Source organism: Janthinobacterium sp. HH104, assembly GCF_001758715.1.
Classification (GTDB): Bacteria; Pseudomonadota; Gammaproteobacteria; order Burkholderiales; family Burkholderiaceae_D; genus Janthinobacterium; species Janthinobacterium aestuarii.
In genome coordinates, this window is the sequence record NZ_LRIB01000047.1 from 92839 (window position 1) to 108992 (window position 16154).

Sequence of the window (16154 nt, forward strand, 5' to 3'; positions counted from 1 at the left end):
CATGATGAATACGCAAGCGCAACACAACGCCGCGCCAGCTCCCTTGCTGGAGTTGCGCGGCATCAGCAAGTCCTTTCCTGGCGTCAAAGCCCTCAGCGACGTTGCCCTGCGCCTGTATCCGGGTGAAGTGCACACCTTGATGGGGCAGAACGGCGCCGGGAAATCGACGCTGATCAAGGTGCTGACGGGCGTCTACACGCCCGACAGCGGCCAGATCCTGTTTGACGGCAAGCCCATCGCGCCCGCGTCCACCTCGGATGCGCAGTTGCTCGGCATCAGCACCGTGTACCAGGAAGTCAATCTGTGCCCGAACCTGTCGGTGGCGGAAAACATCTTTATTGGCCGCTACCCGCGCCGCTTTGGCGCCATCAACTGGCGTTCCATGCAGCAGCAGGCGCGTGCCTTACTGCAGCAATTGCAGATCGATATCGATGTCACGGCGCAATTGTCCAGCTTTCCGCTGGCGATCCAGCAAATGGTGGCTATTTCGCGCGCACTGAACATTTCGGCCCGCGTGCTGATCCTCGATGAACCCACGTCCAGCCTGGACGAGGCGGAAGTCAATCTGCTGTTTTCCGTGCTGCGCCGCCTGCGCGAGCAGGGCATGGCGATTCTGTTTGTGACCCACTTCCTCGACCAGACCTACGCCATTTCCGACCGCATCACCGTCATGCGCAATGGCGAGCGCGAGGGCGAATACGCGTGCAGCGAACTGTCGCGCCTGGCGCTGGTCAATAAAATGATCGGCGTGGCGGCCGACACGCAGGAGCAAACGCTGGACCTGGCGCAAGAAGCGGGCGCCGCCAGCTTCGGTCCGACTGTGCTCGAAGCGCAGGGACTGGGCCGCAAGGGCGCCTTGCTGCCCATGGATTTCCACATCCGCCAGGGTGAATTGCTGGGCCTGGCCGGCTTGCTCGGTTCGGGGCGCACGGAACTGGCGCGTTTGCTGTTCGGCGCCGACAAGGCCGATTCCGGCAGCATCGTCATGCAGGGAAAGATACGCCAGTTCAACGTGCCGCGCGACGCGATTGCCCAGGACATCGGCTTTTGCTCGGAAGACCGCAAGCACGAGGGGGCGATTTTGTCGCTGTCCGTGCGCGAAAACATCATCCTGGCCTTGCAGGCCCGCACGGGCTTGCTGCGCGCCATCCCGTTCAAACGCCAGCAGGCGCTGGCCGATGAGTATGTGAAGGCGCTGGGCATCAAGACGGCCAGCATTGAAACGCCGATTGGCAGCCTGTCGGGCGGCAATCAGCAGAAAGCTTTGCTGGCGCGCTGGCTGGTGACGTCGCCGGCCATGCTGATTCTCGATGAACCGACGCGCGGCATCGACGTGCGCGCCAAGCAGGAAATCATGAGTTATGTGAGCAAGCTGTGCCGCAAGGGCATGGCCATCCTGTTCATCTCGTCGGAGCTGCCGGAAGTGCTGCGCTGCAGCGACCGTATTCTCGTCATGCGCGACCGCAAAGCTTGCGGCGACTATGCGCGCGGCGAGCTCGACGACAGCTCCGTGCTGCAAGTGATCGCCGGAGACGCCACATGAGTTTATCCACGCCATCGAACGCGCCCCTGGCGCGTCCGGCTTCCACTACGGGTACGTCCGCCTTGCATACCGTTCTGCACCACCCCTTGAGCCGGCCCCTGGCCGCGCTGTTGCTGCTGTTGCTGGTGGCCTTCTTTGCCATCCCCGGCTTTTTTCACCTGGAAGTGCGCGACGGCCACCTGTACGGCAGCGTGATCGACATCGTCAACCGTGCCGCCCCGCTGATGCTGGCGGCCCTGGGCATGACCCTGGTCATCGCCACGCGCGGCATCGACATTTCCGTGGGCGCCGTCGTGGCCCTGTCCGGCACGGTGGCCGCCATGCTGATCGGCGGCACCATGGTGATGGACAACGGCGTGCCGACCTACGTGAGCAATATCCCGATGGGCTGGGCCCTGGCGGCCGCCCTGGGCGCCGCCTTGTTGTGCGGCGCCTGGAATGGCGTGCTGGTGGCGGGCCTCGGCTTGCAACCCATCGTCGCGACATTGATACTGATGGTGGCGGGGCGTGGCCTGGCGCAATTGCTGACGGATGGGCAGATCGTCACCGTCTATTATCAACCGTTCTTTTTCATCGGCAGCGGTTACCTGTTCGGCTTGCCGTTTTCGCTGTTCCTCGTCGCTGCCGTGTTCATCATCACGGCCGTGCTGATGCGCAAGACGGCCCTGGGCCTGTTTATCCAGGCCGTCGGCATCAACCCCGTCGCCGCGCGCCTGGCCGGCATCAAGACGGCGACGCTGATCTTTTTCGTCTACGTGTTTTGCGCCGCCTGCGCGGGCCTGTCGGGCCTGATGATCAGCTCGAACATCAAGAGCGCCGACGCCAATAACGCGGGCCTGATGCTGGAACTCGACGCCATCCTGGCAGTCACCCTGGGCGGTACCTCCTTGGCTGGCGGCAAGTTCAGTCTCGTTGGCAGCATGATCGGCGCCCTCATCATCCAGACCCTGACCTACACGATCTATTCGCTGGGCGTGCCGCCGGAAGTGAACATGGTCGTCAAGTCGGTCGTCGTCTTCCTCGTCTGCCTGTCGCAATCGTCGGAATTCAAGCAATTGCTGCATCGGAGAAAAGCATGAAGGGCTTGCTGCATACCCCGTATTTCACCTCGCTCGTCACGGTCCTGCTGCTGGTGGTGATGCTGGGCCTGGGCGGCGCCGCCTATCCGGGCCTGCTGTCGACGCAAGTGATCTTTAACCTGTTGATCGATAACGCCTTTTTGCTGGTGATCGCCGTCGGCATGACCTTCGTCATCGTTTCCGGCGGCATCGATCTGTCTGTCGGTTCCGTGCTGGCCCTGTCGACCATGATCGCCGCCTGGCTGCTGAACGTGGCGCACTGGCCGCCGCTCTTGGTGATCGTCACGGTGCTGGCACTGGGCACCGTGTTTGGCGCCAGCATGGGCGCGCTGATTCATTACTTCAAATTGCAGCCCTTCATCGTCACCCTGGCCGGCATGTTTCTGGCGCGCGGGCTGTGCTACTTGATCAGCATCAATTCCATCACCATCGACGACCCGCTGTTCGTGGCCATGTCGCAGACGCAGTTACAGTTTCTCGGTGGCTTCGTTTCGCCGGGCGTCGTGATCGCCGTGATCACGTTGCTCTTGGCCATCTGGCTGGCGCACGCCACGCCGTTCGGCCGCGCCGTGTATGCGATCGGCGGCAATGAACAGTCGGCCCTGATGATGGGGCTGCCCGTGGGCCGCACCAAGGTCTTTATCTATGCCTTCAGCGGCTTTTGCGCCGCGCTCGGCGGCGTGCTGTTTTCGTTCTACATGCTGTCCGGCTATGGCTTGCATGCGCAAGGCACGGAACTGGACGCGATTGCCGCCGTCGTCATCGGCGGCACCCTGCTCAGCGGCGGCTACGGCTATGTGGCGGGCGCGCTGTCGGGCGTGCTTGTGCTCGGTACCATCCAGACCCTGATCGCCTTCGACGGCACGCTCAGCTCGTGGTGGACCAAGATCGTCATCGGCGGCTTGCTGTTCGTCTTTTGCGTCGTGCAAAGACTGATGGCCATGGGCCAGAAGAATACCAATCGGAGCTAATACCATGTTTCACAAGAATAAACTTGCCGCAACCATCGGCATGGCGGCGGCGCTCGCCTGCGCCCCATTCGGCGCGCAGGCGGCCAACCCCATCGTCAAGGATATCTACACGGGCGACCCGGCCGCGCTGGTCGACAATGGCAGGGTGTACCTGTACGTGGGCCACGATGAAGCGAGCGCCACGGATACGGATTACCTCATGCACGAGTGGCGCGTATATTCCTCGTGCGACATGGCGAACTGGACGGATCACGGCTCGCCCGTGCGCTTTTCCACCTTCGCGTGGGCCGGCAAGGATGCGTGGGCAGGTGACATCGTCAAGCGCGGCAATAAATACTATTTCTATTCGACCGTCGACCATAAAACCATTCCCGGCAAAGCCATCGGCGTGGCCGTCTCCGACAGCCCGACCGGGCCGTTCGTCGATGCGCGCGGCAGCGCTCTGATCACCAACGACATGACGAAGCAGACGGCCATTCCCTGGGACGATATCGACCCGGCCGTCTTTATCGACACGGATGGGCAGGCCTACATTTACTGGGGTAACACGGTCTTGAAATACGCCAAGCTGAAAGCCAACATGACGGAGCTGGACGGCCCGATTCTGACCTTCGGCATGGATGCGTTCACGGAAGCGGCCTATATGCACAAGCATGCCGGTACGTATTATTTGTCGTACTCGCGCAATTTCCCCGAGGAGACGGCGTATTCGACGGGGCCGACACCGACGGGGCCCTGGCATTTCCGCGGTACCATCATGGACAAGAATGCCGTCGTGAAAACCATTCACCAGGCCATCATCGAGTTCAATGGCAAGTCCTACATCTTCTATCACAACGACAAGTTGCCCGGCGGCGGAGAATACCGGCGTTCCGTGGCCGTGGAAGAGCTGAAATACAAGCCGGACGGCACGATCGAATTCATCCGGCAAACGGCTGGCCCGGCCGCCAACCCGAGCGCCGCCTGCGAGGCATTGTGAACGCTTGTTGGCCAAGTATAAAAAGGAGACATACCGATATCTATAACATCGATATTGAATTAAAACTGATATCGATCATGATATGATTTATTCATGGATACCCTCAACCCCAACTGGTTCTTGCGAGCCCGCCTGAAGACGCGGCAATTGCTGCTGTTGATCGCCCTTGATGAGCAGCGCAACATCCACCGCGCGGCGGAAGAATTGCACATGACGCAGCCGGCCGCGTCCAAGCAAATCAAGGACCTGGAAGAGATGCTGGACGTGCGCCTGTTTGACAGGTTGCCACGCGGCATGGAGCCGACCATCTACGGCGAGACGATGATACGCCACGCGCGCATGGCCCTGACGAGCCTGTCGCTGGCGCATGACGACATCGTTGCCCTGAAGTCGGGCCTGACGGGCCAGGTGGAAGTGGGCGTCATCATGACGCCGGCCATGGCCTTGCTGCCGCGCGCGATTGCCCGCATCAAGCAGCAGGCGCCGTTGATGCGCATCGGCGTGCATCTGGAGCACAGCAATACGCTGATGGACATGCTGCAGCACGGCACCCTCGATTTCATGATCGGGCGCATCCTGGAAAAGGAAAGCAGCGCGGGACTCATCTACGAGGAATTGACGGAAGAGCCGGCCAGCGCCGTGGCGCGCAATGGCCATCCGCTGCTGTCGCGCAAGAATCTGCAATTGAAGGATTTGGCGGGCCAGCCGTGGATTCTACCGCCGCAAGGCAGTATCCTGCGCCACCGCTTCGACATGATGTTTCGCCGCGCGGGCCAGGAACCGCCCGTGGACGTGGTCGACACCACCGCCTTGCTCCTGATCACGTCCTTACTGCAGCAGACGGACTCGCTGCACGTGATGCCGACGGAAGTGGCCCATTACTACGAATCGTTGAACGTGCTGAGCATCTTGCCCATCGAGCTGCCGTGCAAGATGGATGCGTTCGGCATCATCCGGCAGCAGGACCACTTGCTGTCGCCGGGGGCGGATATGCTGCTCAAGGCCGTGCGGGCCACGGCGGCGGATATGTATTGACTCGACGCGGTGGTGGTTGTGTCGGATTACGCGTTCCGCTAATCCGACCTACGCCACATGGTAGGTCGGATTAGCCCGCAGGGCGTAATCCGACAATATCCGCGCAGCATGCTCAATCCGGTACTTCAAAGAAAAACAACTGCACCAGCCGCCCATTCTCCGGCGTGTCGCCAAACACATTGCTGATCGAGTGGAAATAGTGTCCCTTGTAGACGATCAGGCGGTTGTGGCGCATCGGTACTTCCAGCAGCGCTTGCCAACTGTCGCGCTGTTCCTGCAAGTCATTGAATTTCTGCACTTTACTGTTCGGCAGCCAGCGTTTCTGGAAATCCTTGAAGCTGGCGTAGCCTCCCGCTTTCACGTCCGCTTCGGGTAATCGCCGGTACCAGCCGCTGGGCTGGTGGCGCCAGAAGGTGGTGCCACCCTGGCACTGCTCGGGCGGGTTCAGATACAGCACGCCCGCATAGAAATTGAAATTGTTGCCCGTCTCGTTATCCACGTGGATATCGGTGCGCGCCATGGCGTCCGCATAGCTGAGGCGGTAGGAACCGTTGTCGGGTGAAATGAAACGGATGGGGCGGCCCAGCGCCGTGGCGATGCGTTCCATGATGGCCTGGCTGGGTTGGCCCGCCGTCTGGCTGCCTGGATAGTTTTGCCCCGCATAGCGCTGCTGCTCGAACGGCAACGCCAGCGCTTGCGCGCGCCAGGCGGCGGGATCGGGCAGGAAATCGTCGAGGATGTGCAAATCCGTTTCGCGCAGGAAATCGTGCAAGCTTGCCGGCACGTCGGGCGCCGTCAGCCGTTCCGTGTTGTCCGTGCAGGGGCTGGCAAAGCCGATGCGGCACGTTTGCGCCAGTGGCGCATGCAGCGCCAGGCCTTGCGCGTAGCGGGTCAAGGCCAGTTCCTGCTGTCCCGTGCGGTAGTACAGCTCGGCCAGTCCCTGCAGGGTTTGCCAACGCTGCGGACGCAGGGCGTGGGCCCGTTCCAGTTCGGCGATGGTATCCATCAGCCGCTGTTTTCCCATCAGCAATTCCGCATGGCTGATGGCGAAATCATGTTCGTGCGGCGCCAGCCGCGCCGCCGTGGCGTAGCTGGCCAGCGCCGCGTCGCTGTCCGTACCGCGCAGCACGTTACCGAGGTTGTAATGGAACAGGGCGTTGTCCGGTTGCTGCTTGAGCGACAGTTTCAGCAAACCCAGGCCGATGGCGCCATGGCCCAGCTCCAGCATCGCCAGGCCCTGGAAATGCTGCGCTTCGGCCAGGGCCGGGTTCAGTTTATACGCGGCCTGGTAGGCGTTGATCGCTTCGATCAGCTTGCCCGCTTGCTGCAGCCCTTGCCCGTTTGCCAGATGTTGTTCCGCCAGTGTCTGTTCGCCCATATGTCCCGATCCCGATCCCGATGCAATGTGGCGAACAGTGTAACCGAGCCCGTTCTACCGTGCCTGGCTGACGGGAATTTCTTCCCCGTTCAGCTTGATCGCCACCTTGACGATCTGCGCCTTGACCTGGTTGCTGGCCATGTCCGCTTCCTGGGCGTAGGCATACACGACGATGGCGAAATCCTTGTAGCCGCTGCGCGCCGCTTCGATCTTGCGCGCCGCCTCCTGGTCCACTTTCAGCAGCGAATAACCGTCGCCATTCGTGAAAGCCAGCTTGTAGTCGCCGTTGTCGTACATGTAGTAATACGTGCCCGCGTCGGCGAACTTGGCGGGGAAGGCGGCCTTGTCCATCGCGTACGGCGACAGTGCGCCCTGGCCATTGATCTGGTAGCGCAGGTAGCGCTTGGTTTTCGCTTCATTGACCTTGGCGTCGATCTGCGGTTTCAGGGCTTCGAGCACTTCCTGCTTGCGGAAGGCGTCGTTGCTGCCCGCATATTCGCGCGAGATGCGCTGGGCCACGGCCGCGTAGTCGGGCGGCACGCCGGACAAGGCGAGGTAGCTATACATCAGCTGGTGGCCGCTCGTGATGTCGACATAGCTGGACGTGGGCGTGGCAGCGTCCGCTTGCGGCAGGCTGGCGGCGGCTGCCTTCACTTGCGCCTTGGCGGCCATGTCGGCGACATTCGCGGCGACGGGAGCGGAGGCGGCCGGTGTGGCGGTCTCTGTTTTACCGCAGGCGGACAGCAGGACGGCGATGGCGAGCAGGGCAGGGAGGGTACGTTGCATGATATTTCCTTCAATGAATGTGTAAGAGGTGAATTAGCCGATGGTTTTACGTTTGTATTCGCCGACGCCGTAAGCGGCCAGGACGATGGAAGACGCCAGCACCAGGTAAAAACCGATGCCGAACGAGAGGCCTTGCCACACTTGCCCCAGCATTTCGCTGGCCATCTGCTCGGCCATGCGGGCCGCGCGGGTGCCCATGATGCCGCCCATGGCGCTGCCCGCATCGCTGACGGTGCCCTTGATCTTGATGAACAGCAAGCTGCTGTGGATGACGATGAACAGCAAGGGCGCACACTTGCCCAGCGCCGCTTTCGGATGGCGGCTAACCATGGTGGCGCAGCATCCAGCAATGGCCAGCAGGAAGAAAAATTGTGCCGACGTAAAACCGCCGCCGCCATCGCGGGCAAAGCTTTCCAGGCTGTCGGCGGACAAGCCCAGCAATTGCCAGTAGGTGCGCGAGACGGAGGCGAACAAACGGATGCCGATGGTGTTGAAGATAAAGGCGCCGGCGATCAGGACGCCGAGGCTGGCCAGCACCTTGATGCCCAGGGCGGACACGGCCTGGCCCCACAGCTGCTGGCTTTTTTCGCGCGCCAGTTTCGCCGCGCCGGCCATCTCTTCTTGCGCCAGTTGCTGTGTCGCTACGGCACTGACGGTGGCGAGGCTGCCGGCCTCATCGAAGCGCACGTCGACGACGGCGTTGATGGCGGGTGCCACGTCCGAGCGCCAGTGCGTGGCCACGTCGAACGCATGTTGAATGCCGGCCACGCTGACGGAACCCTGTCCGCTCGGTTGGTAGGCGAGGATACGGCCACGCTGGCCGGTGGTGGTGGATGGTTGCATGAGATTTCCCTGGTCACTGTCATGCTCTATTGCATGTACCCACGGATAACGGGGGCAGTTCAGGGAAATCTAAAATTATTTTGAATTATTTTTTGGCGGCTGCATCATGTCCTTGGCGGCGCCCTGGTAATCCTTCATCAAGCCCATGAAAGCATCCTGCAAATGCCGGGCCGCATCCTGCGGCGGCGCGCCCGTGCGCCGCGCCAGGTCGAATTTATACGCATGGGCGGGGCTGTAGCCCGCCTGCGAGGCGGCGTCCAGCAGCACGCCCGCCCGTTTCAGCGAAGCGGGATCGCCCTTGACCATCAGCAATTCCGCCAGATAGGTCTGGGCAATCGGAAAATCTTTCGCGGCCGCCTTTTCCAGCCACTGCATGCCGGCCTTCGGCTGCTTGATGCCGGCGTCGCCGCCGCCGATGCCATAGCCGAGGGCCGTCAGCGCCACTAAATCTCCGCCCCGTGCGCGTTTTTCCAGTTGCTGGCGGGGAAATGGACGGGCCGCGATCTGCATGCGGATTTCATAGTTGATGTCTTGCAGTACATTGCCTGGCCACACCTTGGCGCCCGGAGCGGCCGGCTTTTCCACCGTTGGCGCAGGCGCGCGCACGCCGCCCTGGCCTTGCTCGCCGGCCAGCACGCCTGGCGTTGCCTGGCTGACGCCCTTGCCGCTGCCCATGTTCAGCACCAGGCGCGCCGACGTTTCGCCGAACGATACGCGCGGCTTTTGCACGTCGTGCGTCATGGCTGCAACCCTGGCCGCCACTTGCGAAAACACATCGCTCATCGGCAAGCCCGGCGCATCGAGCGCGTCGAGCAGGGCGCTCGTGTAGGGGCTGTTGCGCGAATCGGGCGACCAGAAGTCGCGCGCCAGGGCGCCGGGACCTGCCGAATAGGCGATCACCACGCCGCGTGGCGCGGCCGTATCGGCAAAGCCGTGGCTGGCCACGTTGCCACCGCCGGGAATCGCCACGGCGCCGCCGCGCGTATATTCCTGGCGGCAAGCGTCGAGGATCAGCACGGCGCCGCGCGCGCCCGTGCGTTGCAAATCACCGGCCAGGCTGGAAACGGACACGCCCTGCGCGGCGATGGCGGCCGCACTGAGCGCATGCATGTTGGCGCCCAGCGGCAGCACATAGTTCGCTTCTCCTGCCTGCGCGCCGTGGCCCGCGTAAAACACGAGGGCGATATCGGCGCCGCGCGCCTGCGTGGAAAACTCGGCCGACGCCTTTTGCAGCTGTTGCGCATTGATGTCCGTGCGCAACAGCACGTCAAAGCCCAGGCGGCGCAGGCGCTCGGCCATGGCGCGCGCATCGTTCACGGGATTCAATAGAGGCTGCGGATAGGCCGCATTGCCGATTACGAGGGCGATGCGCTTGCCGGGGCCGCTGGCGGCATTGCCCACGGCCGCCTGCACGACGTTACCGCAGAGTAAAAAGAGGATGCTGAAAAACAGGGGAATCAGGCGATGCATCGGCGTCTCGGGAATTGTCGTGAAAGTAACAAAAGTTAGCGATTTTGACTGTGATATGAGAAAATTGCTTAAATGCATTTTACCTTACTGACAAGTTTCTCTTGTCTGGCCAGCGCACGGTACGTCGCCGCCGGCCAGTGGCGCGTGCCGCCCAACACACGATCGGACCGGCTTTGCAATCGGAACAATTTGAACGGATTCATGCTTTCTGGACCCGCCGCCAGCAGCTGACACAAGGCGAACTCGGCGAGTTTTACCAGCGCGTCATCGCCGCGCTGACGCCGTGCCGTCCGCGCGAGGCGGCGTCGCTGGGCGACTCGCTGGCCGACTTGCGCCACCAGTTCTTCATTGAAAAAGTCCTGCACGGCGACAGCGACGCGGTCCCCCACCACATCGGCGCCCTGTTTTTGTACTTCAAGCGCTTCATCATCGACCAGTTGCGCAAGCAGCGCGATGACGAAGATGCCGATGCGCAAGAAGGCTGCGAGCTGCGCGCGCCCGATGCGTATGCAGAACCGCTGCGCGACTACCAGCTCACGCCGCAGCAAGTGCGCGACGCGGCCGACGTGTTCATCACTACATTGCCGCACGACTTGATTTTGCTGCTGCGCCATTGCGGCTGCGGCGGCATGCCCGTCAAGGAACTGGCCGAACAGATCGCTTCCGCGCATTACCACGGCGGAAAATTAGGCCTGGTGCACAGGCAGAAGGGCGAGGCCAATAGCGCGGGGCGCCAGATCGTCGAGCCGGCCCACCGCGCCACCTTGCTGGGCAGCTGGGTCTTGAACCTGCTCAAGCTGCGCGTGGGCGATGCCCTGGCCGCGCGCGATATGCAGGCGGCGCAAATAGTTTTGGATATTTTGTGCGTGGCCGCGTTATCCCTGCACATGGATCCCGTGTCCATCCACCCGAACCCTGATGAAAGGCCAACGGCATGAACGCATTGACGCCCTCGCTGGCCATCGTTGCCGCGCGCCTGCCGTCGCCTCCATCTTCCGCTGAATTGCTGGAGGGGGACGTGGCGGGCACTACCCCCGACTGGCGCGGCATTGCCGTGCCGGAACACCTGCTGCAACGTTTCGAGCGCCGCAGCGACGCGGCGCCGCTGGCCGCGCGGCCCATCGCCGGCGGGCAGATTCACCTGCTGGCGCGCCTTCCCGGCTTTGGCGCCGTGCTGCTCGACGCCTGGGACAGCACGCGGCAGCGCTGGCGCGGCTGGCTCGTCACGCCGGACACGGCATACGCGGACGCCTGCGGCCTCGTGGTCGAGGAGCGCGACGCGCCCGCCGACCCGCGCGCAGGCCTGGTGCTGTGCGACATGCCGGTGGCCCTGGCCGTGACGGACCTGGGCGCCTGCCTGGGCGTGTTCAGCCAGGAGCGCCTGCAGGCGGCGCGCTGGCTGGAGCTGCATGGCCGCGCGAATGGCGCCACCGCGGCGCCCGGCGTGATCGCCCGCGTGGCCTTGCCCGGCGATGATTACGCCTTGACCGGCACACCGCTGTCGAGCGAGCTGGGCAAGGATGGCCGCGTGGCCTACCGCCAACTGCTGCGCCAGGGCTTGCAGCAGTTGCAGATCGCTTTGGCCGATGCCGCCGCGCCACAGATGAAGACGCCGGTGCGGGCGGCCAATACCAACCGCTGGCTGAAAGTCGTCACGGCCGTGGCCGCCAGCGTGATGGTGGTGCAATCGGCGTGGCTGTTCCTGCCGAAAGAGGGCGCCGTCGTCGGCAATGCGGAGTTCCGCAGCGGCGGCAGCGGCGTCGAGACGGGCGTGCGCACGCGCGTGCTGTTCCGCGCCGAGGCAACGGAGGCGGAAATCCGCACCTGGCTGCAGCGCGAGCAGCTGGAAATCGTCGCCGGACCGGACACCCTGGGTGCCTTCACCGTGCTGTCGCGCAACCGTCAGAAAGTCTTGCCGCCGCCAGGCCCGGGCAATCCGCTGGCCGTCATCAATCCCTGACCCAGAAATAAGAGAAAGTTATCAAGCATGACAACGTATAAGAACTTTGCATCCGCGCACTGGCGCACATTGATCGCTGGCGTGGCTGCCGGCGTCCTGTTGACGGGCTGCGCCATGACGCCGAACGGCCGTGGCGGCGTGTTGATGGGCCTCGATACGGCCGAGCTGTTCGGCACGCCGATTTCCACCTTCCGCCTGCGCGACGGCACGGAAGGGACCTTGCGCAAGGATCCGCAAGGCAAGTATTCGATCAAGCTGTCGCAGGCGTTTCGCGTCGTGCCGCTGGCCAACGCCATCACGGCCCGCGTGGCGCGCGTGGAAAACGTGGGCGAGCGCACGGTGGTGATCGTGGAAACGCAGGAACGCGGCTGCGCCTACCGCTATGAAGTGCTGGCTTTCCAGGGCACGGACGTGCTGCAGTGGACGGTCGGCAATTGCAAGGACCGTCCCCGCGTGGAGCTGGCGGCCGATGGCAAATCGCTCAATATCGACTTCCCCAACTACAACCGCCTGTCGCGCATGATCTACACGGACAACCGCCTGCTCAACGCCAGCGTGGCCGTGCCGCCCGGCGTCGATACGCGCGCCCAGCCGTTTGCCGACGACGCCTTGCGCGGCACGGGCCCGGCCATCGCCACCACGCCCGGCAGCGACAGCGGGCGCGTGATCCCGGCGCCGCCGGCGGCCGCTCCGGCTCCCGTTGCCACGCCGAAAACGGGCAGCCGCGCCAGCGCCAAGCCGCGCCGCCAGGAGCCAGCAGCCAGGGCGGCAACGTCCGCCGTCCTCAGCCAGCCTGCACCGCGTGCCGCGGCGGCTGCCCCGGCGGCGCCGATGATCTTCCAGGCCGAAGAGATCAAGCCCGTCGTCATCGATTTGAGGAAATAAGATGGCCGCGAGTTTGCGCAGTCTGCAGATCCGGCAGACCTTGATCCTGATCGTCCTGACGATCATGTATTTGTGCTTCGAGCTGGGCTTCAATGCCCGTTTGCTCGACGTGGTGGGCGGCGACGTCAAGCCGCAGGACGTGGAAGGCGTGGAATTCTATGGCCGCAGCCTGTCGGGCATCGCCGCCGCGCTGGTGGTGTTGCAACTGATGTGGCGCCGCCGCCTGAAGAACAATGGCAGCGGCCCCAGCTGGAAAAAGATCATCTTTTGCTGTGTTGCCACGGCGGCGGTCGTGTTCGGTATTTTGAAGACCACGGTCACGGTGCTGGTCGAAACGCGCGATGCGCAATTTCGCCGCCTGGCCTTCAACACGACCCTGATGCAGCGCTCGCTGGTGGGCGGCAGCCTGCAATTACAGGGCCTGGTCGATGACGCCACCCTGTTTGCCAAGCCCGAGGGCAAGGCCTTCCTCGCGCTGTTCCCCTTCCTGGCCGTCTCGGTGGGCCACCTCGATGAGCGCATGGAGCCGGCCAAGGAACAGTTGATCAATTTTAATGTCCGCAAGATCGCCGGCGGCGCGGCCGGTTACTATGACAAGTATCAGAAGGCGATTGGCGAAGTGCGCGACAAGTGGAAACTGTATTCGGGCATGATTCCCGACGACGATGCGGGCTTGCGCCAGCAGCAGGAAACGGCGTGGAACGATTACCGGCAAAGCCTGTCGCGCCACGGCTGGCAGCCGCATTCCGTGCCGGCGCGGCGCAAGGCGGCCGTCGTCAACAATGTGCGCAAAAAGGTGCCCGTGTCGGCCAACTGGCACCCTGCCGACCAATTGAGCTTCCGCGCCGCCGTCAAGCGCCGCTATGCGTCGGAAGCGGCCAGCAAGGGCTTGCATATCAAGGGCGACCGCATTCCGCCGGGCTTGTCCTTCGCCGCCTTCGTCGCGCGCCCCGGCATCCAGGCCGTGCTGCGCGACGGGCCGGACGGCGGCGATGGCAGCGAAGCGAGCAAGGGCTTGCGTTTGCCCAAAGGCGCCGTGGTGCAGGACGCGTATGCGAGTCCTGCCGAATTCAGCCGCCTGTTCGACCAGTTCGCCGCGCGCCAGACGGCGGAAAAGCTCGTGGAATACCGCGCCAGCCGCAACGATTTCGAAGTGGGCGGCAAGTACTTTGAAGAGGGTAAGGAAGCGGCGCGCGCGGCCATCGTGCCGCCCGTCGCCCTGTTCTTCTCCTTGCTGGGCGCCATCGGCCATTTCTCGAAATTGCTGTACCTGATCGCCACGGTGGGCTTGCTGGTGCTGGCGGCGCGCCGCGGCGAGCAGGCGGGCGCCGATGGCCAGCTGAGCCGCCGTTCCGCCTGGATCGCCACGGGCGTGCTGGCTGGCGCCTTCCTGGGAACCTGGGGTATCTTTACCCTCTCGGACAATAATGTCACGAAGAGCGAGCTGTTCCGCCAGATGCTGGACTGGAACCGCCAAGCCGCCGACGACAGCACGCGCTGGCAAATCGCCGGCAAGGGCTTGCTGGCCAATATCACGCACGTCGTGGCGGTGGGGCAGGGCTACAGCTACCCCGTCAACGAAGCGATCCGCATCCACGTTTTGCAGGGAATTCACTATGGCTATCATCCGGGACAAAAATAAGGCGGCCGCGCTGGCCTTGCTGCTTTCCATGGCCAGCACGGCTGTCCAGGCCGACTGCCTGGGCATGAAGGTGCATGCCCACCGTGGCGCCGGCAATGCGCCGGAAAACTCGCTGAGCGCGCTGCGCAACACGTATTTCGGCACCTGGGACGGCGTCGAGACGGATTTGCAGCTGCTCGGCGACGGCAACTGGGTGGTGCACCACGACCTGTTGACGGGCAGAGTCGTCGACACGGGTTCGTCCCGTACCGTGAAACAATTGACGGCCGACGACTGGCGCGCCGCCAGCATGAAGAACCGTGGCGTGGCCACGGCGGAAACGCCGCCGTTCGTCAGCGATGTCGCCGACCTGGCCACGGCTTTCCCGGCCAAAACCCTGAACGCGGAAATCAAGGATGTCGTGTCCTCGTGCGCACCGATCGCCACCCTGGTGGGGCAGTTGCGCGCGAACATCAAGCACGGCAACTGGTTCTTGACGTCGGGCGTGCCGAACAACCTCGCGTGCGCGCGCCGCGCCGATCCGCAGGGTTATCTGGGCTTGCTCGTGTTCGACGCGCGCAATGCGCAGGCGGCCGGTACCAACCGGGTCAGCCGCTATATCGCGAAAAATGCCCGCCCGCCCAAGCTCGACAAGCCGTGGCTGCAGCGCGTGCAGCAGCAGATCGGCATGCCCACGGGCGTGCACGTGGATGCGCGCAGCCTGGACGCCAATCCGAATCTGCTCAGCGATGCGGCCAGCCTGAGCATGCCCGTCTTCGTCTACGCGGTCGATGGCGACTCGGCCCTGGCCGCCTCGCTGTTGCGCGCGCAGCAGCGCAGCCACCGCTGGCCCAGCGGCATCATCCTTGACGGCAATCCCGAGACGTTTTGCGCGATGATGCAGTAAGTTTTTTCACTCACCCAGTGCTGCCATGACCATGCCACCATCAACCCCCGCCAACCTTGCCGGCAGCGCCATCGGCGCCATGTTCTTTTCCCTGTTCGGCGGCCTGTGGGTGGCCGCCTGGTGCGTGCAGACGTATGGCGCGCATCCCTTAAGGCTGCTGCCGGTGGCCGCAATCACCGTCTTGCTGCTCATGCTGGCGTGGCGCCAGTTCCGGCGCCACCGGGCCGCGCATGCGGCGGCGGAACAATCGCCGCAGGTCAAGCGCGTGGGCCGGCTGTTCAATGTCGTCAACGCCGGGCAGTGGATCGCCATCTTCATCGTCGGCAACGTCCTGAAAAACATGGGCTTGCAGGCGTGGTTCATCCCTGCCGTCATTTTGATCGTGGGTCTGCATTTCTTTCCGCTGGCCTGGCTGTTCAAGGCGCGCCGCCACCTGGCCATCGGCATGGCCCTGTGCGTGTGGGCCGTCGGTTATCCGCTGACGCTGCGCCATGGCCCCCTCGATCCCGCCGGCTGTCTCGGTGCCGGGCTGATCTTGTGGGTGGCGGCCCTCTCCGCCGTGCGCGCCGGTTTTGCCGTGCAGCAGAATGCCTTGCAGCCCCAGAAATAGCTTTTCCAACGGCCCGCACAGGGCCGCTTTTTGCTCATTTTTTGCGCACCGCAGCATCGATAATGTTTGCATCGCGCGCGCGACTGG

General features: G+C 63.6%; 15 protein-coding genes. 11 read left to right on the forward strand and 4 right to left on the reverse strand.

Features of this window, described 5'->3' with window-relative positions; genetic code table 11:
- The first annotated feature begins 1 nt into the window (after position 1).
- The 5 genes from JAB6_RS21680 to JAB6_RS21700 all read left to right on the forward strand — a co-directional run bounded on the left by JAB6_RS21680 (position 2) and on the right by JAB6_RS21700 (position 5607).
- Entirely contained in the window at positions 2–1543 is a 1542-nt protein-coding gene (locus tag JAB6_RS21680; RefSeq protein ID WP_070304472.1) for a sugar ABC transporter ATP-binding protein, read from the forward strand.
- Positions 1540–2622: an ABC transporter permease gene (locus JAB6_RS21685; protein ID WP_070304473.1), complete on the forward strand. Its 1083-nt coding sequence runs from the start codon at positions 1540–1542 to the stop codon at positions 2620–2622. Before JAB6_RS21680 ends, JAB6_RS21685 begins: the two co-directional genes overlap by 4 nt.
- Entirely contained in the window at positions 2619–3593 is a 975-nt protein-coding gene (gene yjfF, locus JAB6_RS21690) for a galactofuranose ABC transporter, permease protein YjfF (protein WP_035823670.1), read from the forward strand. The genes JAB6_RS21685 and yjfF overlap by 4 nt, the downstream gene beginning before the upstream one ends.
- Positions 3594–3633: 40 nt before the next feature.
- The gene (locus JAB6_RS21695) at positions 3634–4572 is read left to right on the forward strand and encodes a glycoside hydrolase family 43 protein (RefSeq protein ID WP_070304567.1); all 939 of its coding nucleotides are present in this window, start codon (positions 3634–3636) and stop codon (positions 4570–4572) included.
- A 93-nt stretch (positions 4573–4665) separates the two neighbouring features.
- The gene (locus JAB6_RS21700) at positions 4666–5607 is read left to right on the forward strand and encodes a LysR family transcriptional regulator (protein WP_034752932.1); all 942 of its coding nucleotides are present in this window, start codon (positions 4666–4668) and stop codon (positions 5605–5607) included.
- A gap of 112 nt (positions 5608–5719) precedes the next feature.
- Here the strand turns inward: JAB6_RS21700 and JAB6_RS21705 are convergent, their stop codons facing one another.
- From JAB6_RS21705 to JAB6_RS21720, 4 genes are all read right to left on the reverse strand, one after another.
- Positions 5720–6985, reverse strand: coding sequence for a DUF6445 family protein (locus JAB6_RS21705; RefSeq protein ID WP_070304474.1), 1266 nt, complete (start codon positions 6983–6985; stop codon positions 5720–5722).
- Positions 6986–7039: 54 nt separating this feature from the next.
- Positions 7040–7771 carry a hypothetical protein gene (locus JAB6_RS21710; protein ID WP_070304475.1) on the reverse strand — a complete coding sequence of 244 codons (732 nt, stop codon included), beginning with the start codon at positions 7769–7771 and terminating at the stop codon, positions 7040–7042.
- A 33-nt stretch (positions 7772–7804) separates the two neighbouring features.
- Positions 7805–8614, reverse strand: a complete 810-nt coding sequence (locus JAB6_RS21715; protein ID WP_070304476.1) for a hypothetical protein — start codon at positions 8612–8614, stop codon at positions 7805–7807.
- Positions 8615–8689: 75 nt separating this feature from the next.
- Positions 8690–10084 (reverse strand): caspase family protein, encoded by a 1395-nt coding sequence (locus JAB6_RS21720; RefSeq protein WP_070304477.1) that lies wholly within the window; start codon positions 10082–10084, stop codon positions 8690–8692.
- Between the two features lie 173 nt (positions 10085–10257).
- Between JAB6_RS21720 and JAB6_RS21725 the strand changes: the two genes are divergently transcribed.
- The 6 genes from JAB6_RS21725 to JAB6_RS21750 are packed head-to-tail and all read left to right on the forward strand — an operon-like array spanning position 10258 to position 16067.
- Positions 10258–11022 carry a hypothetical protein gene (locus JAB6_RS21725; RefSeq protein ID WP_139143474.1) on the forward strand — a complete coding sequence of 255 codons (765 nt, stop codon included), beginning with the start codon at positions 10258–10260 and terminating at the stop codon, positions 11020–11022.
- Positions 11019–12044: a hypothetical protein gene (locus JAB6_RS21730; protein WP_070304479.1), complete on the forward strand. Its 1026-nt coding sequence runs from the start codon at positions 11019–11021 to the stop codon at positions 12042–12044. The genes JAB6_RS21725 and JAB6_RS21730 overlap by 4 nt, the downstream gene beginning before the upstream one ends.
- 27 nt (positions 12045–12071) lie before the next feature.
- Positions 12072–12929 carry a hypothetical protein gene (locus JAB6_RS21735; protein WP_083292892.1) on the forward strand — a complete coding sequence of 286 codons (858 nt, stop codon included), beginning with the start codon at positions 12072–12074 and terminating at the stop codon, positions 12927–12929.
- A 1-nt stretch (position 12930) separates the two neighbouring features.
- The gene (locus JAB6_RS21740) at positions 12931–14571 is read left to right on the forward strand and encodes a hypothetical protein (RefSeq protein WP_254671740.1); all 1641 of its coding nucleotides are present in this window, start codon (positions 12931–12933) and stop codon (positions 14569–14571) included.
- Positions 14546–15457, forward strand: a complete 912-nt coding sequence (locus JAB6_RS21745) for a glycerophosphodiester phosphodiesterase (RefSeq protein WP_070304480.1) — start codon at positions 14546–14548, stop codon at positions 15455–15457. Before JAB6_RS21740 ends, JAB6_RS21745 begins: the two co-directional genes overlap by 26 nt.
- Before the next feature lie 31 nt (positions 15458–15488).
- Entirely contained in the window at positions 15489–16067 is a 579-nt protein-coding gene (locus JAB6_RS21750; protein ID WP_139143475.1) for a hypothetical protein, read from the forward strand.
- Positions 16068–16154 lie beyond the last annotated feature (87 nt).